This is a genomic window from Exiguobacterium sp. EA-TM-5, from assembly GCF_053878415.1.
Genome location: NZ_JBSRPW010000003.1, coordinates 105,693 through 127,947 on the forward strand (window position 1 = coordinate 105,693; position 22,255 = coordinate 127,947).

Consider the following 22,255-nt stretch of genomic DNA (forward strand, 5'->3'; position numbering starts at 1 on the left):
GAATGTTTCGTTCAAACTAGTTCCTTTTTAAAACGTGAAGGATCGCTCAATAGGTCATTGATAAAAAAGTGACCACCCTCGAAAGATTTGATGTGACACTCAGAGAGTGTCACATCCTTCCATTTCATGACCTTAGAGAACGGTATCATGTTGTCATGAATCCCGTTCCATATCTCAATGCTAGATTTAACTTTTGGACTCCATCCATTATGAAGATACTTTCGTAATAACGTGAGATCGTTCTTCAAAATTTTTCCGTAATAATCAATCAATTCTTTGCTGTCTAATACTTCTTGGGGAGTACCACCCATGCTTCTTAAGTACGCCACAACTGAAGCATTATCCATTTCTCGATCATAAGATTGATCATCTACACAGTGCGGAGGAATTTGTGCACTCAAAATTACTTTGTACGGTCTATTCAGATTGAGTTCTTCAATTAATACGCACGTTTCATAAGCAATGAATGCCCCCATGCTGTGACCAAAAAGAATATACGGCTTAGTAAAATCGATATGTTTTATTATTTCTTTTTTAACTTTTTCCATCGTATACTCAGAATCCTCATACCGTCTTCCTCTTCCAGGCAACTCATAATTAATTATCGTTACTCCATCAATTAGTTTCATCTGACTGTAACTATTCAAAGAGCCGCCTGCAAATGGAATGGCAATCAACTGAATATCTGTTAATACTTGTTCAGAACTTCTTTTAGATAACATTTGATCACCTCATCAGAAATAGAATTTTTGAGTGTGACTTTTGATTGATACTGCACGTCCGGGGAGTTTTCCGAAATGATTGTGTTTTCTTCAGGTTCATAAAAGACGTTTTGTCTGAACAGTGGAATCAAAACTTTGATTTGATTCAAGTTACTGTCTTTTTCTGCATGATCCATCCATTCCTCGTACGAGACCAGTTCAATTGTTTTTTGACTCATTTCTTCTAACAGTTTAATACAATGTCCAAATGTCACTAAGCTTTCTGAAAAGTAATTGATTACTCGATTCTCATGATTTTTATTCGTTTCAGCAATCATTCTCTTTACAGCGACGTTCACCGGAGTCAAATCCGTCTCAAACTCCAAAAATTCTTTAGGACAATATCCAAGTTGATGGATGGATACAATTAATCTCCAGAACAAATCATTTTCAGGAACACTATACGTTCTGTCATTTCCTGCTATTCGTCCTAATCGTTGTACGGAAACCCCATCCCTGGTTGTTCGATACTGTCTCAAATATTTTTCAGCGACAACTTTACTTTTTACGTAACTTATCGGAGCTAACTCTGTATCTTCGATAATATAATGATCATGCCCGAGGACCGAGAGCGTCGAAATATGATTCACTTTTTTTATAAGGTTCAACTGTGAAAACTTCATGATCATCTGTAATCCTTTTACGTTCGTCTCAAGAGAATCCTTTAAGGATGCCATGAAATTTACATTTCCGGCACAGTTATATATCTCTGACACGATTCCAGATAAGTGAAGGTACGTCTCTTCGTCTAACCCTAAAAATTCTTGATGGATATCTCCTCGGAAGACTCGTAAATTGTGTAGATTTAACGATACATCCATTTTAGAAATACTTTCTAATCGTTTCATAAGTCTGATATGTGCTTTATAATCGGTTACTCCTCTTACAATGCAATATACGACATGGTCGGTTGATAACAATTGATAAACCAGCTCACTTCCTACGAGTCCAGTTGCTCCAGTCACTAATACGTGATTCGTCGTAGAGACTTTTGCGCTCTCTGCAGGGTGCTCTTGGAGATAGTTCTGAATAATCTCCTCTTCGTTTTCAAGTTCCTCCTCGAAACCGAAGATCTTTAAGGTTGGATTTTCGAAAAACATGAGCGGGTTTAAATCGTAATCGTAATCTTCCTTTAAAATGAAAAGCATTTTAGACATCTTTAAAGAATTGCCACCGACCTCGAAAAAATCACTGTGCTCATCAAAATCAGAATGACCTAAGACATCACACCATATTTGCTTTACATTTTCGATAAACGAATTCTTTTCAATAATCGCCGTCCCATTTACTTCATTTTTCTCTTCTATTTCTTCGATTCGAGCCACGGAAACAGCCTCCTGAGTTTCTAAAATAGAAGGATTTATGGATAGCGAGCCTAGTAGTTCATTCGCTAATACATTTCCATCAAATTTCGTTACATATTGCATAACTTCTTCTATCCAAAAAGATAGAAGATGAATGTCATCCGAAGAAACTAGTCGATCGCTGTAAGAAATCTTGAAGTGTACTTTATCATCCATGGCGACACTTAAACTCAAAGGATAGTTTGATTGTTCATTTGCTTCGATGTCCTTAATATGGTCCATCCGATTCGGCTCAGGATAGTTGTCCACTATAAAGATAGTTTCATATAGGTCCTGGTTAACCCCAAATCCGACTGCCTTCTTCAGTTTTCTAGTATCCGTATTATCACTATTACGATTAAACGCTTCTATTTGATGGATTAGATCGGCAAATGACTGATGATCATCAATCATTAAATACGTAGGTGATGTATGAATAAACATTCCAACCTGCTCTTCAATTTTGAAAACAGGACAATTCCTTCCTGATTTAACCGACCCAAATAAAACGTTTTTCGAACCCGACAGCTTTGAAATGAGCATCGCCCAGATGGTTGCCATGGCATTCGCTACTGATACTCGTTCAGTTTTGCAAAATGCCATGAATGACTCGGATTTCTCAAAAGGTATGGTTTTTCTAAGTTCGATGTTGATATCTTCTGGATTTCTCAGTTGTACGTCTTTACTAAACAATCGATTATCGATTGCTCTTAGCTTCTCGAAGGATATAGTATCCTGGAGCTTTCGTTGTGCTAATAGCCATCTCGAATACTCATCGTTCGTTATACTTCGACTCTTTAGAATTGGTGACGTGTCAGTTCTCCATAGTTCCTTCATGAGAATTCCAATACTCCAACCATCGAATAAAATGTGGTTAAAGATTAAAACAGCACGTGTATCTCCATTTTCTAATTCAAATAAATAGAATCCATACAAATGGCGATTGTTTTGATACTTGAATGTTTTATATTCTTCTTTAATGAGGGCATCGATTTCAAGAAGGGTTCTAGGGTGTGCTCGATGCTTGTGAATCGTCGAAGTGATTTTTTTATCAATCACTTGAATGAAATTGTTTTTCGCTGTTCGGACAAACCTTGTTCTTAGCGCCTCATATTTTTCGATAACACCTTCCATTTTAAAAACTACCGAATCTATGTTCTCGGTCGTTGTCCAAGCAAAGTGATTCACGTAGCTGTTTTCACTACTGACCCCTGAATAAATCATTTCCTCTTGTAATGGGAATAGTGGTTGGACTCCTTCAATCTCCAAATGAGATCCTAAGTTTGTAAACTCTTCATAATCAAGCAATTCAAAATTCAGCTTGTTTATTATTTTTAAATGATTGATCAATTCAGGCTTGTTCAGTTCCATGTCAATGACTTCTTTTGACGCCTTCAAAATAGCATCACTACTCGCGACATTCAGGAGTGTGATTCTATACTCGTCATCAAACTCAATTACATTAATAGTCGGAGGCATTTTCTGAAGGTTTTCCTTTGCAATATCCAGACTATCCACTTGATAGTCGTTTTTCTTGCCCACCAATTTGACTATGTTTACGAAGACTGAATTACCACCAGAGTCTATATTACTTAAATGACTCTCTACATTATTGAGTTGTAAAAACACCTGATTAATCGTAGCGTGACGAGGAAGCGTGAGTTTCTTGAAATCCGTCATCCATCCGACAGTATGATTGAGATTGAACTCTTTCAATGTATCTTCAAATCTGGCATTGCGTTCAAGCCATACATTCAACGTCTCATTAGTCGATCTCACAATGGTTTGGAGAATGATGCTAGTCGTGAACGTACTCGTTAGTTGTGTCTCATTATCCAAGGTCTGTTTTTTTACAATCAACTCTTGCCCATTCAGCTTTGTATCATAGAGAGGATTATTCGCATCATCATTCAAATCAAAAGCATCCATAATCGAACACTGCTGCTGTTTTGCTATGACTGATTGTTTCGTCGAATGGTCTGTTCCTTGAATCTCATTCCCTTGGAGTAACTGCCGAATTTCATTTTCTAAGATGCTCCACGAATGGATATCGACAAATAAGTGATGAATGATCCAAAAAATATGAATCTCATTATTTTCATAGCAGTATAAAATTTTAGAAGTCTCACCCGTATAGATATTAAGTCCAGCTTGCATGGAATCAATATCAGCATTCATTTCATCGATGCCTGAATAGCGCTTGAATCGATTTTCTAAAGCGATCGATGCAACGTCCATGACCTTCACTTCTCTCGAAGTCAGCACAAAACTACTTCTTAGCATAGGATGGTGCTCATAAAGGACCTCGAAGCTCTTCAGCAGTTGCTCTTCTGAAACGCGCGGTAGCGTAAGCGATTGCGATTGATTCCAATGATTGACTTTATTCAAGTTTAAGTTGAAGAACCATTCTTGAATCGGAGAAATACTGAAACGATGTATTTTTTCTCCGTACTCCACTGGTCCATGTTCATCTAGAGTCATTGCATCTGACAGATTTTCAATGGTTTGGAGTGTTAAAATATCCTGACTCGAGATATGAAGTTCTTTTTCTTTGAGTAACGAAACGATTTGAATACTCTTAATCGAATCTCCGCCTAAATCAAAGAAGTTCTGATTAATTCCGATTGATTCTGTTTTTAATACACTACTCCATATATCAAGTATCATTTTTTCTTGTTCGTTTCTTGGAGCAATTACTATGTCAATTTCATCATGATTCATATCAGGTAACGGGAGTTGCTTCTCATCAACTTTCCCATTGACGGTCAGAGGCATCTTATCGACCTTCATTATTTTGGTCGGAATCATGTAGCTAGGCAATTGGGTGCTCAAGTATTGGATGAGTTGCTCTTCACCCCATAAAGAATGCTTAGGTTCAGAAACAACATACAATGCTAGTTCCGATCCCCCTTCTTCATTGAAATAGATTGTGTAGGCTTCCTTTACACCCGCAAATCCCACCGCTGATGACGAAATTTCTGTTAATTCTACACGATTCCCTCTTATTTTCACTTGTAGATCATTTCGTCCGATGTAATGAAGTTCATGCTCTTGAAAACTTCCTAAATCACCAGTCAAATACATTTTTTGACCATACTGTGCTAGAGATGAAGGTACATCTTCAATTCGTCCTTCGTTATCCGCTCGATCCACGTATGACTCACAGGTTGAAGGACCGACGATAGCGATTTCCCCAGTGCTTCCATCAGGTAAAATATTTTTGTAAGCATCTACAATCACGACGCAAGAATTAGAATTGGGAATCCCAATGTTACTCTCTGATTCTTTCGAGGAATACGATACACAAACTGATGCTTCAGTCGGTCCATAACCATTCAGAGTAACAACATCTTCATGGAGTGTTCTATTCTTCTTGAATTTCTCTCCACCGCTCACAATCATCTTCAAAGAATGACATTTCGAGAAATCATAGGCATTTAGTAAGGATGGAGTGATAACCATATAATTGATTTGATGGTTCAAAATAAAGTCAGTGAAAGTAGAATAGTCCTCTTCAAAAATCACAATCTTATTACCTTTAATGATGTTCGAGGTCATTTCAAAAATACTCGCATCAAAGGAAATAGAAGAGAGGAATGCAGCATTCCATTTACCCTCAATTCCATAGTCATTCATAAGAGAGGACATGAAGTTGCTCAAATTAAATCGTGAGATTTTCACTCCTTTTGGCTTACCTGTTGTACCAGATGTATATAAGATGTAAGCCAAACTCTCGTCTTGTGCATCTCCTACGTTAAAGCGTTCAAATTCTTTATTATTGATGTCAGCTGCTTTAAATCGAAGAAGATGATTCAAATCCTTTAGATCCAAATCGCCCTCATGCAAGATGAACTGAGGTCGACATTCCGAAATAATTTGAACCAATCGATCATACGGATGTTTTCGATCAATGGGTACGTATACATATCCATACTTGAGACAAGTCAAATAAAGAATAATTTGATTAGTGGATCGGGAACCATAGAAGAGAATTTTATCCCCTTTGCCCACATCTGATTTCATTAGTTTCACATTGAATTGTTCAATCGAATCATGCAATTCGGAATACTTGATTGTTCTTCCTTCATAAACGATTGCAGCATCATGATTATCAAGGCTAATAGTTGAGAGGAAGTCTGAAATCTCTTTCTTACTAATCGAGAAACGTGGATTATTCATCTCCACCAATAATTTTGTTTCTTGTTGTCCCAGTACAGGATGATATATCATGCTTTGATTCGATTCATCTAATACTCGGGCACCCCATTCTAAAAACAACTCCATCATGTTTACGATCTCGTACTTATTGAATAGCTGGGTAGAATACTCGATCTGTAGTTTAGATTGATCACTCTCATAAAAAACTAATGAGATAGGGAACTGAGCGGTTTGATGATCATTATTTGAGACGAGTAATTCTTCTAATTTCTGACTTTCAATCATTTGATAATTTAATACGGTCTGGATCATCGATAATCCATTGCTAGCAGTCGCATCTTTTTCGCTCCACTTTAAGATATCTGAGTAGCTCGCATTCGAATGATCGACAACATCGTATAGAGTTTGTTTCGTATGGCTGATGTGCTCATCAAATGACTGATTCTCATTTCTATAACTCACAAATGGGACAAATGATAAGAACATCCCTAAAGTGTTTTCGAATGCTGGTGGTCTTATCGATACAGGACTTCCAACGATCATGCTATCTTGATTAAAATATTTGATCAAGAATTGGGAATATAGTGCAAGGAGAACATTAAATTTAGAAGCAGAAGAAGACCGTGCCGTCTTATTTAAAGTTTCTATGAAACGCTTCTTGATATCTACTGTGACAATCTCTCCTGCAAAATTGTAAGGAAGCTGACTCGACTTCTGAAAATTAATTTTTTTATCAACGTTTTTCAAGCTCTCGATCCAGAACTGTTTCGTTTCATCCGATGGTAAAGTTGGTGATGCGTGTAAGTAATCATCAAATTGCTTGATAGAATTCTCCTCACCTACATTAGTGGAAAACAGTTGGTTCAAGAAAATCCCCATCGATTCTCCATCGAAGATGATATGATGAATCACCACGACTATCCAGTGCACATCCTGATATTGAATGAACGTCATTCGGATCAAGGATTCATTCGGATCATCCAGATTGAAACAGTAGTTCAGTTCACTGTTTTTAAATTTAATAAATTCTTGCTCCGTTTCGGCTACTACTTCAAAGAACGAAGGACTATTATGAACACTCTTTTTGATGATTAGTTCCTTGTCCTTATTCAATTCAAAACGATACCTAAAGAGTTCGTGTCTATCGATTAAATTTAAAAATCGCTTTTTAATAGGGAGTTTTTCTGATACTGCTATTTTTTGTATGAACGGAATGTTGTAGATTGGTAACCTAGGATTATCACTTGATATAAAATACATCGATCGTTGCATATCTGTCGGATTCAATACAACCTCTTCATTGATTTGATTCTGGTCAATCAAAACTGACACTTCAGCTTGTGTCTCTTCATTACCGATAAACAAACCTCGAATTTCAGCAATACTCGGACAATTCATGACAGCCTTTAAGCTTATTTTTTGGTCGTATTTATCATTCAAGACATGCGTAAGTTTGACGACTTTCAAAGAATCTAGATCATAATCAAAAATTGTTTTTCGATCGTCGATCCGTTCATTGTTTAAATATTCACTTAAGAATGTATTGAATTCATCAGTAAGTGCTGAAGTTGTTTCCACAAGCTTTTTCGGCTTACTCAGTCGGGTCGCTCGCAACTCATTTTTGTTGATTTTTCCATTCACATTCAGTGGCATCGTGTCCAACTGGATAATTTTTTGAGGAATCATATACGATGGTAGTTTTGCTTTTAGAAATGCTTTAACCTCAATATTTGTGGACTTACCGACATAATACAATTCAATAAATTTATCCGTTCTAGAATCGTCATTGAAGAGGGTAGCACATCGTTCTACACCATCGAAGCTATTGAGAACAGCTTCGATATCGTTCAATTCAATCCTATATCCTCTTAACTTGATTTGTTTGTCCTTCCGACCGGTATAATGCAAGCAAGCACCATCGAATCGAACAATGTCACCTGTGTGATAGAAGGTCTTCGTTACTCCATCGATGTCTTTTGACGTGAATGCCTTAATAGTCTTTTCATGATCATTCAAATACCCCATTGTCATTCCTGAACTTGCGACGATTAATTCGCCCGGTACTCCAATTGGGACGACTGAGCCTTCCGCGTTTACAATCTGAGCATGGCTATTATTTAGTAAATATCCAATCGGAATCGATTGCGATGCTGCATCCTCTCGAGGAATTTGATAGGTTGTGGTGAATGTAGTCAATTCGGTTGGTCCATAGCCGTTATATAACGTTAGATCGATTGAATTTTGGTATGCTTTATTAATGTGGGCAGGTGATAGGGCTTCTCCCCCTACAAAAAGTGTCTTTAGCCCTGATATCAATGAAAAATCCAAATCGACGAATGTGTTAAATAGACCTGCTGTCATCCATGCAGTAGTCACTCCCTTCTCAGAAATGGCACGATTCCAGTTATAGATATCGAAAACTGGCTCTTTTACGATTGTGATGGATGCCCCATTAAATAGAGGTAGCCAAATTTCAAAATTACTTGCATCAAAAGCAAATGATGAAGATTGAGCGAAGTTCTCATCGACATTTACGGGATAAAATTGGCTATCGAGAGCAAATGAAATGATATTCCCCGAAGAAACCATGATTCCCTTCGGTGAACCGGTAGACCCTGATGTATAGATAATTTGTGTACAGGTGTTCTTCGCAACGTAAGAAGGTACTCGGTTCTGTAATACATTCGTACTGAACAGGTTTTCCAAAGTAATGGATGGTGTAGTGAATTCGTACTCGTCAGAGGTCGTATTATCCAAAATGACCATTCCTACGTTGGCATCCTGCATAATGTACTCAAGACGACTTGAACCATACTTTTTATCTAAAAATACATAGGGTATGTGTAGATATTGGAGCGCAATCATTAATTCAATCGTTTGAGCAGATCGTTCCGTCCATATCCCGACTGTTTCATCTTCTTTGATTGACAACTCGCTCAAACTATCTATCAAGGTATGACATGATGTAATGATGTCTTCGTACGTATGATGTTGTTCCTCTTCGAAAATCGCGATTTTCCCGGGTGTAGTGGAGACTTGCTCCTCAATGATTTCTAAATATGATTTACTCGAATTTCTAGCGTTTGTAGTGCTTTTGATTTCGCTTTTACGTAAAGAAGAAAGGACTTTTCCAGCTTCAGCATTTGAGTCTAAGTTGATGATTTCTTTTAGAATTTCTTCGACATAACTGAGGATATTCTCTGCCTGTGACGTATCAACCACCTGTTCATGAAACATGAGTTTTGCCATTATCATATCTTCGACAATTCCGAATGATGCCGTAATATCTGACGTAGAGAGTTCCGTCCCCTTTATAACTTTGTAGTTCATGTCCATTGATGGAATCGGATAATTCTCAAACACGAAAGTCGTATTCGAATAGGACGTATTGTTTCCAACGTTCAGAATGCTATTTTCGTTTCGTAAAGACAAAGGGCCTTGCTTTTGAAGTTCTAAGTCATCATCCATGACGTTTCTTAACAATTCATGGATTGTGTTCTCTACGCTGAATCGGATTCGTTTAGATCTCCGCTGAATCGTCATCCCAATCAAGTCATCATTTTGCTCTTCCAAAATAGAACGACCCGAATCGATGACACTAAATAGTACGTCTTGCTTTTGAGTGTATAAACTTAATAGCGTAGCCCACGCCGTCTCAAATAATGCTGCAACAGTAATTTTATTGTTTTTACAATATTCAAAAATATCAGGGTAGCTTATATCGATTTCTCTACTCTTTTCTGAAAAGACATCCCTATTTACTGTTGATATGTTAGGAAAAGGCGCACCTCTAAAATCATTTAAATAGTTTTCCCAGAATGAATCGGACTTTTTCATAGTATTTTTCAAGCTACCTTTTATATAGTCGCTATAAGAATGGTTCAGAGTATTCCTTTTTTCGTCTATTATATTATCTTCCGATTCGTATAAGCGATCGACCTTATCCAAGGTGGCACTCATGCTCCATCCATCAAGTAAAAGATGGTGGAACGTCCAAACAAGGTATGTTCCCTCTGGCGTCTCGAGCACTTTGAACTTCGTCAAAGGTAGATCGTTAATCGAAATATCTTTTTCGGATTTAGCGATAACTTCAATTTCTTCTATTAAACACAGGTGTTCTGACCACGTATAGTTGGCATCATCAATCACTACTTGCATATCATCATTCAGTTTACCGAATACGAATTTCGTTCTAAATATTTCATAATGATTGAGTATTGCATGCCAGCACTTTCTGTATCTTTCTTTGTCACTGTAATGGATCTCAATGATTGCTTGACTAACATAAGCATTGGTATGGTCATGTAACTCACATTCATACGCAATCCCTTTTTGGATTTCTGTCATAGGATATACAGATAGAATTTTCATGTGGTTCACCTCATCATGCGTCAAATTTTGAATAGTTCACTTAGATCGACCAATGAACTGTTATCTAAACCAAAAACCTCAATTTCATCTTCTTGCTCCAACTTAGGAATCTCATTTCGAATAATAGTTTGTAGTGAATCAATTAATTGATCCAAGTGTTCTTTATATAAGAATACAAGCATGAATTTGTTTTGGACTAAAGCAACATTCAGAGCGATTTCATCAAAAAAATCATACTTGTTGATGTCATTCTTATTTACAACGTCAGGTAGTTCTCTCATCTCTCCCAAATAGTTGAATGAAATATTAGGCGTCTCCATCGTAGGCTCTAATAGTTCATAGTACTTACCTATAGCTTTGGTTTTATCGACAGTAAAGTGATTGGTGGATAGATATTCATCCAACCGCTCCTTGTTTTTCAATAGAACAGGATGAATGGAAGTCAACCATCCTACGGTTTGATTCAATCGAACATTGTCGGAATATCGATCTCGTCCATTAAGTTCTTGTGAAATCCAAACTTCCTCTAATTCGTTCTGTCGCATCATTGCTCGACCAAACAACATCATCATCATTGTGTCGAGACTATAGTTTTTCTTTTTAGAGAAAGAGAGGAGTGCTTCCGTTTCACGTTCATCTACTTCAAAAATCTTTGTTTTAAAAGGTATCTTAAGAGTGGAAGACATCTGATTTTTGAAACGCTCTTTACTATCCGCTCCTATTATCCGTTCCCATTCTGTCCGAATGTGAGTGGGAATGACTTGATTGGTTGTCTCTTGAATCAATACTTCGAAATTCGTAGTCTTTTCCATCAATTGAATGGGCTGTCTCGCTATTACTTGCTTCATCGCCATATCAAAATCGTCCTTTAAAATGAGCCAACTCACGTTGTCACAAATCAGGTGATGAATCACCCAGACTAAGCTATGTCGTTCAGCCGAATCTTTTATAACGACTAGCTTCGATACACTTCCGCCTTCAATGTTTAAACTTCCCTGTAAATCATTTATCAGTTGTTGCTTCATTTCTATTTCTTTATCCACATCTAGAATTTCAACAACTGAAACTTCATCCATCCCTTTATTATTGTCGTTTTCTTTAATCATCACTTTCTTGCCATGATCTGTATCAATGAAGTTACTTCTTAATACATCGTGTTTCCTCCGGATCGCGTCATAGATGTTGATGATATCGCTTTTAGTTAACGAGCTATCAATCTCAAACTCCATGGATTGATTCCAATGGTTGATGTTATCGAAATCGTGCGAGAAAAACCATTTCTGTATCGGAAGTAGTTCGAATAAACCTTCAATAGGTTGTTGGTTGAACTCCATCGTATTTACTAGTGCGAGCTTTGATAAATCTTTCAACTGGGTCGCATTCATAATGTCGATAGAGGTTATATTCATGTTCTCTCGTTGGAAGAGCGAAGCAAGCTGTATACTTTTGATAGAGTCTCCACCCATCTCGAAGTAGTTGTCGTTTAAACTAAAATCTTTTTCATCGAATAGTTGAGTGAACACCTGTAGAATTTTTTGCTCTAAATCCGTATACAGAACGTTTCCATTCTCAGACTTCTTCACATCTACTTTTGACTTGATATAGTTTTTGAGTTCGTTCATATCCACTTTTCCATTAATGGTCATGGGTATCTTATCCAATTTAATGAACTCGCTAGGAATCATGTAGGAAGGAAGGTGCTTTCGACATAGCTGCTCCATTGCCTGGGGCGTGTCTGTCCCTACGAAAAAGTTATAGAGTCGACCATCCTGAAACACGGTGACGGAATTCGTGACTCCAGGACGCTTTAAACAAAGTTGAGTGATCTCCTCAGGATTTAAGCGATTTCCTCGAATCTTAATCATGTCTTGATTTCGGTTCGTATAGATCACATCTTGTGTATCTCTATCGCGATAGACAACGTCACCTGTTTTGAAGAACCGATACGTTTCGCCAGCAACCTTCAACTCTATGAATGGATTAACATCGGGATTGAGATATCCGTCAAACATGCCTTTCCCAGTGATGCATAACTGCCCCCGTTGTCCATCCGGAACGATGCGATTGTCTGAATTTAGAATTACATAGGACAGTGAAGAAATTGGTTTCCCGATATTTGCTTCGTTTGTTGTGTCCTTCATGCATTTATAGGATGAGATAATGGAGCATTCGCTAGGACCATAAGCATTCAAGACTCTCACTTGTGGTGGGATGGATGCATTTTTTCGATAAGGTGCTCCACCTACCAGGATTGTTTTGAGCGTATCGCACGACTTAAAGTCTAAGATTGTGTAATATTCCGGTGTCATTAAAAAATGTGTGATTTCATTTTGTCGTATAAAGTCAGGAAAATGCTCATGTCCTACTTTTGTATCGAATATCTTCAACGTAGCGCCTATATGAAAAGCAAGACTGAACTCGAAGACACTTGCATCAAAAGAGAGGCTTGCAATTTGTGCTACTGAATCCCCGAAGCTGATGTCGAATGCCTTATATTCATCTATTAGACTCAATATGTTTGAATAGGATATTGGCACGCCTTTTGGCACACCCGTGGAACCTGAGGTAAATATGATATACGATGTATCGACGGTATAACTCTCGCTTTCTCGAGAGAGGATGTTTTCCTCTATTAAATGAAGAAATGGATTATCCATCGAAACATCGGTCACCTTGTATTTGTCTGATTCCAAAAAATCAGACAAAATGAGGACTGGTTTAGCCTCTTCGATGATACTATCGATCCTGGCGCTTGGATGATCATGGGCAATCGGTATGTAAGTATGTCCAGATTGTTGAATGCAATAATAGAGGACAGCTGCAAGCCCTTTATTTTTCGTAACGACCACACATTTGGCCCCATCTTGTATATACAAATCCTCTAGTTTCTTTTGAAATTGTTGTTTTAAAATTGCCAATTCTAGATAAGTGATCGAGAAATCATTAAAAGAAATTGCTAGCTCGTCAGATTCGAATTCCTTGAATAGAGGAGATCCTGCTTCGTGCGTAGTTAAAAAGGATGAACTTATTTTGAGTGATTCTAATACAGTTTGTAGTTGAGCGTCTGGAAGGATGTTGACATCTGAAAGTGCTTGGTTCGTGTCTACTCGTAATGCTTGAATAATTTTGTCAAAAGATTGATGTAACTCTGCGATGACCTGACTGTCCAAAATCGCTTGATCGACGTTCGTTTCAAAATAGACTGCCTCATCCTTAATGATGACTTTTGCTAAGAAATCATATTCCGTGTTGATGCTGGTCTGCTTAATCAAAGTGTTCTCTAATGAATTATCTTCAAAACCAAGGTCAAATACACATTGAGTCATGCTGTGGTAAGTAGACTTTTTCATTCGGTTCACCATGTTATTTATTTCCCCGGATGAAATATTGCGATTTTCTATCAATGAAAAAACCAAGTCCTGAATGTTCTCATGTAGTTCAAATAGTGTTTTATTAGCATCTACATGGGATATCAATGGTAAGACATTCGCCAAAAAACCTATCATCCGTTCTTCCGTTGATGAACGTAAAGAAACAGGAATCGCTGTGGCTGGGTGATGAAGGTCAAAGTATTTATGTAGCAGCACCTGAAAAGCCGTGAGTCCTGTCGTGAATAAGGTTCCACCTAATTCAAGTGTTACATCTTTGTACTCACTTAAACTGCATTGCAATTTAGTCACCTGAATATCTCGCCGACCAACTTCCTGGGTACTTTGTTTCGTCGATTTAGGTATTCCCTCTACTTCTTGCTGGAGATATGCTTCCCAGAATGTATTCCCAGCATCACTTTGATGCGCTCTACTCTTCAGATATGAAGAATAGAGCGTATCATTTTTTTGTTGCGGTACACTATTTAAGTTGGCAATCAATTCATCTCGGAAAATTTTAGCTGATTGTCCATCAAAAATAATATGATGGAATTTACAGACTAAATATTTGTTAAGTGGTGTTATAAACAATACATATTGCGTAAGTGAATCATTTAAAGAGATGCCTGAGGATAAGAACTCCGTAATCGATTCTGCAATTGCATTCTCCTTAACTGAGATAAGCTCTAGAGTATGATACTCATACGGTTGGATTGATTGGTACACGTCGTTTCCAGGAACTATTTCTACACGCAATGCTTCATTCTTTCGAATGACCTCGTTTAATGCGAGTTCGATACCAGTCGTTTCGACATCATTTGAAATTTTATGAATCAATGGAATTAAATATTGATCGTTTTCACCCTCAAGTTTTGTATGACTCCAAATCCCTTTTTGCATTGGGGTTAATGCTTCAGTTCGGAACATCTAACATCTCACCTCTTCGCGTTTGAGTTACAAATTCAAGTAAAGTTGGATATTTGAATAATGTCTTGATCGAGACATTCATATACAATGCGTTGTTTACTTTTTTCACGACCTGTATGGCTAGTAGTGAATTTCCACCCAGTTCAAAGAAGTTATCTTTTTCATTCAACTGATTTACATTTAGTGTGTCTAACCATATCGAATGAATCGTCATGTATGTTTCGTCAGTATTTTCGGTGTACGATAGACTATTTGCAATGGAGTTTGCCTTCGCATCGAGCAATTCATCAACAGCAATTTTTCCGTTGATCGTGGTAGGAAATACATCAACTTGCTTGATGATTGAAGGAATCATAAAGGTTGGTAATGTATTCATTAATTTTTGTCTCAATTGGCCGTTCTCAATTTCTCCTCTATAGAACAATGCTAAAGAAGTTTTATTGTTCACCAATACTAGATGATAGTCATGAATGGAGGTTACTTCATCTAAAACGATCTCTATCTCCTGAAGCTCGATACGGTAACCTCTTAACTTAATTTGATCATCATCTCTGTCTAGATAATGAATACTGTGATCGCTCGTCTCAAGAACGAAATCTCCGGTTTCATATTTCGTCCCCACTTCCGAAGATCCAACCTTCCTAAAGTGTTTTTTTGTCAATTGATCATCGATGTAGCCCGGAGAAATCATTGGTCCTTCCAATATCAATTGTCCAGGAGAAGCATATGGGAGTCTCATGCCATCTTTAGATTGAATAGCATACTTCATGTGTTTTAACGGTCGGCCAATCGGATAACTCTTAAATTCGTATTTGTTTGAAGACGTAATAACGAATAACGTACTGGTGATTGTCGCTTCAGTTGGTCCATACATGTTTACTATGGTCGTTGTATCAGGTACATGTTTAATGTCTTTAATTGTCAACTTCTCTCCACCGACAAACAATGTTTTAAGACTTTTTGTCTGTGACAAATCCATATTTTTTAGTAAGGATGGTGTACATGTCATGATAGTTATCTGTTCTTTGACGAGTAATTCTTCTAATTCGTCTCCTATCATTTTTTCCAGAGGTATATACATCTTTGCTCCGACTGTCATCGGGAGCAATACATCCATAATAGAAGGATCGAAGGTCATAGCAATATTTTGATAATAGACATCCTCTTGACTGATAAACGTATAGTCGTTCATGGAGGATATAAAGTTACTTAGGTTCTGAGGTGTCACCTTCACACCTTTTGGTTCCCCTGTACTTCCTGACGTATAGATAATATAAGCAAGTCCACCGTTTTTCGAACGTTCGCTGATTCTTTGGAACTTACCTTCTGAATCGAAAAGACAATTGGCAGCTGCATTTTCAAGAATATAGTCAATTCGTTTTTCATTGTATTCTTGCGAAACAGGCACATAGGTTGCTCCAGATAACAAGCATGATAAGAGATAGATTGTTTTTTTCAGCCGGTCTTCCGTTTTTACTACCACGACGTCATCAGACGAGAGATTCGTAGTTCGAATGATCTGCTCTATCATGTTTAACGTTTGAGCATATGTGAGGGACTTTTCTTCTTGCTTAATGAATACATTGTCACTAAATTCTTTGAAGCCCTTTAACAATTCTGATCTCAAATCCATCTCTGAGTTGGTTACTTCTCGAGGCGGACTAAATAATCGTGTATCGTCGTGTATCCTTTTGGAGAGATACGCATAGTCATTGGAATGCTGAATCAATCCTGATACAACCGCTTCAAACAAGGCTTCGATCGTATCCAATAATTCGCTGCTTACTTCACTAGATTTTGCCGTCATTTCATGTATGATTTCCTGCCCCTTTTGAACAACAGAAAGTGCTAGCGGAAACTCAACCTGTTCTTGTCCATCAAAGTTAGAAATCGAAAACATTCCATCATTATCAGATACAGGATAGTTTTCAAAAACATAACCGATTTGAATTTCACTGTTTTCTTTTAACTTCTTGGATATATCTAGCCAAGAAATATAATCATGATCCTGCATACGTTTCATATTCTGTTTAATAGCAGTAATCAATGAAGATGTCTCTGTTACATCAAAGTCGTTCATTCTGACTGGGAGCGTCGCGATGAACATGCCTACTGTGTTCAATTCTTGCATCGAGAGTGTATTCCGCCCCGAAATAGTAGCTCCGAACAGGACATCCTTTTTCCCGAATGCTTTTGATAGTGTGATGCTCCAAGCTAGCATATAGAATTCATTCATCGTCAAGTTGTTCGTCTTTAGGTATTGAGACAACAAAGAACTAATAGAATTGGAACCGGACCTCTGAATTCTTTCATCTATTCCATTCGTATTCATGAATTTGATTGGCGTGTAGTTGGACAGAACTCCGTCCCATTCCTCTAAATTGCTATAACTCTTCAACGTTTCAAGATTCATTCGAACTTGGGCATAATCATGTAGATCCACTTCGACACCGTGTTCATATGCCTGGGATAAACTATCGAATAATTGAGACATGCTCCATCCATCTAAAATGATATGGTGGAATTCAAAAATGACAGTGAAATTCGTTTTTTTCTTAATGACCGTAAACCTAAACAATGGACCATTCGTAAAGTCAAAGCCAATCGATTTTTGGTTCTTTAAGTATCTTTTAGTCTCTCGTTCGACTTCATCGTCTGCCAATAGAGACCAATCGAAGATAGTAGTCATGTAGTTGCGCGAAACCTCACTGGCTTCTTTGATGATTTCATATCCGTTTCCATCGATAAATGTAAATACTGATCTTAATGCATCGACTTTACGAATCAATGTATTCGTCGCTACTTGAAATTTATTCAAATCGATATTCGGTGTATCCATTGTCCATTGAATGATATAGTCTCCAGTCTCCTCCGACGCTTCATGTTGGATCAACATACCTTCCTTCATTCCAGAGACAGGCAGATATCGCTCACTTTTAGAGTCAATGAAGGTAAGTAACTCTTCATTCAATTCCTTGATCAATGTCTGAATCTGAACAATAGAATACAATTTTTCATTGAAGAATACTTTAATCGAGAGCTTATCGTCTACTACAATGGGTACGATTTGAAGGCTGTAGGGTACTAAACTTTCTTTCGAAAAATCATCTGTTCTAAACATCTCTGAAACCTCAAATCCTTGATAAGCATCAGAATTAAAGTCACCCATGAAGTTAAAGGTCCAGTCAGACTTAAATTTCAGCGATTTTTGTAAAGAATAATCGAAAGCTTTATTTGGAATTTCAGAAATGATCTTATGTGTTTTTAAAATGGTATCCGATGTAGATTCTTCACATTTCAACTGAATTGGATAGATACTCGTGAACCAACCAATCGTGGATGAAAAATCAGATTCCATCATGGGTCTTCCATGACCTTCGAGCTGTACGACCATCGTTTCATTTAAATTCTGTATGACTTTATTTATTACCTTGGCAGAGATACCTAACAAAGTAGACTCTAGATCTCCCATGAAATGATGAATGACTTTTTCTTTTAGCTCCTTTGTTTGATATAGGTTAAATTCCGTCTCAAGGGAATGAATATCACTATAGTTAACCGTCAATTTAGGTTCCAGTTCGATATCGAGCTCATCCCAAAATAGCCTAGATGCCTTACTCACCTCAAAATTATCGAGATACTGTACCCACTCATTAAAGCTTTTTCTTTCCGTAAGTATTTCCGAATTATCCTCGAGATTATTTGAGAGCTGCGATAACAGTACTCTCCATGAAACGCCATCAATAATTAAATGATGAATGACCAGCTGGACATACGTTTTATCAGCTACTCGAATGATAGAGAAATGGTATAGATTTTTACGTATATCGATTCTTTTTTGATTAGATGCCAGCACATCATCTAAGTTCATCTCACTCACATCAGATTGAACACTAATATGATAGGAACGATTCTCCATGATTTTCTGAATCCAGTTTTCATCCTCGTATGTAAAGATCGAAGAGAAAATATTGAATTGATTCACTAGCTTCTCTAGACTCTCCACAATCGTCTCTATATGTTGTCCACCTGATAGCTTTATAAGAACTGTCTGATTCCAATGTGATGGATGATTAGGCTGCGTATCAAAAAACCATTTTTGGATAGGTGAAAGTGTATTCTCAGTCCACACTTGACGTGTTACATCGCTAATTTCACCTAACTTATTAGACTCCTCGATATAGTTCGCCAATGACGCGATCGATTGGTATTTGAAGAACTCTGAAACGCTGATGTCCATTCCTTTGGACCTTAAAAGCGAGCACACTTGAAGAGACGAAATAGAGTCGATTCCTAACGAGTAGAAGTTTTCATTTTTATCCGCGTTCTCATTTTTTGTGACTTTTGAGATAGCTTCCAAAATCATTTTTTCTGTATGACTCCAAACTAGGTTGGTGTTCTCATTAATATGAATAGCTTCAACTACAGAAGATTTATCGATTTTTCCGTTAATCGTTAGTTTGATGTCTTCAAGTAAGATGTACTGATTTGGTAACATGTATTTGGGTAATAAGATTTCAGCATGTTTTTTAAGGTTCTCCACGTCAAGCGTACCTGTAAAATAGGCAATCAATTTTTTGCGATTGATTTCATCTTCTACCTGTACAACACATTTTGTGATTCCATTAACCTGCATCAACTTTTGTTCAATCTCAGATAGTTCAATCCTAAATCCTCTAATCTTCACTTGGCGGTCTTTTCTGTGTAAGTAATACAATTGATTGTCGAGACCAATCTTTCCGATATCGCCTGTTTTATAGTACATCTCTTCCAAACCGTTCACGTTTGACTCGATTAATTTGTCATTTCCTTTATTGAGATAGCCCTGCATTAAATTCCTACCAGAAATCATTATTTCTCCATAACAATTTTTAGGTAAAATCTCCATGTTCGGACCCGTTATAATGACATTCGTATTAGTCAGTGGTGTACCAATCGGGATGTCTCGTGGTACTTGTTTCGGTATCTTATAGATGGTGGTGAACGTCGTATTTTCTGTTGGTCCGTATGCGTTAATGATCTCTATGTTCTCGTTTTGCTTGAAGGCGTTTTCTACATGTTTTGGAGAGACCTTTTCGCCCCCGATTACATATTTCTGGATGGAATGAATTTTCTTAATCAACTTACTGTCTACGAACGAGTTAAATAATGCTGTGGTCAAAAATGAGACCGTTGGTAAAACATCTTTTTCTCCAAAATGCCAATTCTTCTCGTCAGTTATAGGTGAATTTATCACTATCAAGGTCTTCCCATTCAATAGAGGAAGCATTACCTCGAAAAACCATGCGTCAAATGTATACGTACTGACATGTGTAAACACTTCATTTGGATGGGTGATAAAATTCATATGATTGGATGAAAAATTAATGATACTTTCATTTTTGATTTTTACTCCTTTAGGTTCCCCTGTTGTTCCAGAAGTGTAGATCAAACTGAAAATTTCATTTTTGTTCTGGGTCTGTACTGAGATCGGAGGAGTATCATCAATTTGATAAAAATCAACCCATGTGATCTTTTCTAAGAGTAGCCCATCATCGCTTTTCGTCGTTTCCTCACAGATAAGGAGTGACGCTTTCGAATCCTTTAATATGTACTCCGTTCGATCTAGAGGATACATTTCGCTGAGATGGACGTGCGTAATCCCTACCTTCGATAGAGCAAAGATGAGTGCAATTGTATCGATAGATCTATTTAGTCTTAGAGCGACGACTTGAGAGGAATTAAGTCCAAGTTTTAAAAGTCTATGCGAGAAGTTGATCACCTTATCATTCAGATCTTTATAATTGATGCAGTGTTTATTATGTGAAATCGCATAATGGTATGTTGAATGATTGCTGTATGATGAAAATCTATCGTAGATTGAGTCCGATTTTTGAGAACTAAATTCGCCTCTTAATTGGTAAGAATCCTCTTCGAGAATCAATTCATTTTGATTGTTCTTAATGTTCAAGACATCCCAATCAAATTCTTCAGCAACATGTCTCAGCATCCATTTCTTAAATCGATGAATGAAACGGGATGATTCTTCTAAGGACCATGTTTCATCTGAAAATTCCATTTCACATTGAAGAGAATTTTTTGTTTTTTTGAAATTTACTGTTAATTCAAATTTTGCTCCGTTCTGGGATGTGTAGACTTCAGAGTCTATTTGATTCAATGGTTCTGTTTCTTGATAACTAAACACGGTTCTATATAAGTTGCCGTTCATCGAAGACGTGATATCCGAAATATGCGAGCTTGCAATCGTTTTATACTCATCTAACTTGAATAATTCCAGTTGAACATGCTTTAGTAACTGCTTGTAGGAACTAAAATCACCAATGTCCAGACCGAACGGCAAAGTATTTACAAAATATCCAATTTTATTTGAATCATTACTATTACTTCTACTTGAAAAAGGAATTCCTAATCGAAATTGCGTCGTATTCAATTCATGACATAGGAATGTATAAAATGTAGATAAGTAAAAAGTTACAGGAGTGATGCGCTTTGTTTTGCAAATGCTAGTGACTTTATCAAGAAACTCTTCCGAAAACAAAATGTGATTTACATGCCCATCTATATTCTCCTTAATAGCACCATAAGGATTAGCACGATCAGGATAGTTAATGATTTTGGCTAGATAAGATTTATATGATTCTAGATTCAAGAGTGGATTTTTATTTATTCCTTGATCATTCTCTATTGTCTTGATCGCCAGAGAATCAATTTTATCGTCATATTCATTGAATATTTTATTCAACAAAATATTCTTAGTCACAGAATCTGTTAAAATATGGTGCGAATTGATTAATAGATATACTTCGTTTGAAGAACGATGATGATACAAGTAGAAGCGTATTAACGCATCTTCTTCTACATCAAATTTTTCACTCTTCAAATCCTCAATCAAGTTCATTAGTTCAATCTCATTGCTATCTATGACTTCTAAAACATCATGATTTACATTCGATACTTTTTTAAGTGCATCCTCCACCATTACAAATCGACTATGTATATCTTCGTTTTTTTCGATGACAGAGAGTATTGCCATTTCCAATTTCGACATGGAGATATGATCAGAAAGCTTGAAAGCCCACGTCTCCGTGTATAAATCTGATGTCCCAAGTTTTTTCGATAAGATAAACATTTGATATTCAAAATCGGTTACTTCTTTTGACTTTTTTAACATCATACTCTCCATATCGATTGACCTCCGATGCATTTTTAGAACTATTTCTCAATCAAATAACAGTAAAACACTCCCATAAAATTCCTCGTTTCAAATTAAACACACTATAAATAAAGTTTCAACCTCCCATAAAATCGTAATTATATTTCATTTCAA

4 protein-coding genes are annotated in these 22,255 nt (G+C 37.0%); all 4 read right to left on the reverse strand.

Annotated elements, in window-relative coordinates:
• Positions 1-11: 11 nt before the first annotated feature.
• From ACV3PA_RS16900 to ACV3PA_RS16915, 4 genes are read right to left on the reverse strand one after another with little or no spacing between them, the layout of a single operon-like run.
• Positions 12-722 carry a thioesterase II family protein gene (locus ACV3PA_RS16900; RefSeq protein WP_456125993.1) on the reverse strand — a complete coding sequence of 237 codons (711 nt, stop codon included), beginning with the start codon at positions 720-722 and terminating at the stop codon, positions 12-14.
• The gene (locus tag ACV3PA_RS16905; protein ID WP_456125994.1) at positions 689-10,633 is read right to left on the reverse strand and encodes a condensation domain-containing protein; all 9,945 of its coding nucleotides are present in this window, start codon (positions 10,631-10,633) and stop codon (positions 689-691) included. The genes ACV3PA_RS16900 and ACV3PA_RS16905 overlap by 34 nt, the downstream gene beginning before the upstream one ends.
• A 20-nt stretch (positions 10,634-10,653) precedes the next feature.
• Positions 10,654-14,928 (reverse strand): condensation domain-containing protein, encoded by a 4,275-nt coding sequence (locus ACV3PA_RS16910; RefSeq protein WP_456125995.1) that lies wholly within the window; start codon positions 14,926-14,928, stop codon positions 10,654-10,656.
• Complete coding sequence (locus tag ACV3PA_RS16915) at positions 14,915-22,111, reverse strand: condensation domain-containing protein (RefSeq protein ID WP_456125996.1); 7,197 nt, start codon at positions 22,109-22,111, stop codon at positions 14,915-14,917. The genes ACV3PA_RS16910 and ACV3PA_RS16915 overlap by 14 nt, the downstream gene beginning before the upstream one ends.
• Positions 22,112-22,255 lie beyond the last annotated feature (144 nt).

Excerpts from the sequence above, each read along its gene's own strand:
- ACV3PA_RS16900 (WP_456125993.1), bottom strand. The coding sequence starts at position 722 with ATGTTATCTAAAAGAAGTTCTGAACAAGTATTAACAGATATTCAGTTG.
- ACV3PA_RS16905 (WP_456125994.1), bottom strand. The coding sequence starts at position 10,633 with ATGAAAATTCTATCTGTATATCCTATGACAGAAATCCAAAAAGGGATT.
- ACV3PA_RS16910 (WP_456125995.1), bottom strand. The coding sequence starts at position 14,928 with ATGTTCCGAACTGAAGCATTAACCCCAATGCAAAAAGGGATTTGGAGT.
- ACV3PA_RS16915 (WP_456125996.1), bottom strand. The coding sequence starts at position 22,111 with ATGGAGAGTATGATGTTAAAAAAGTCAAAAGAAGTAACCGATTTTGAA.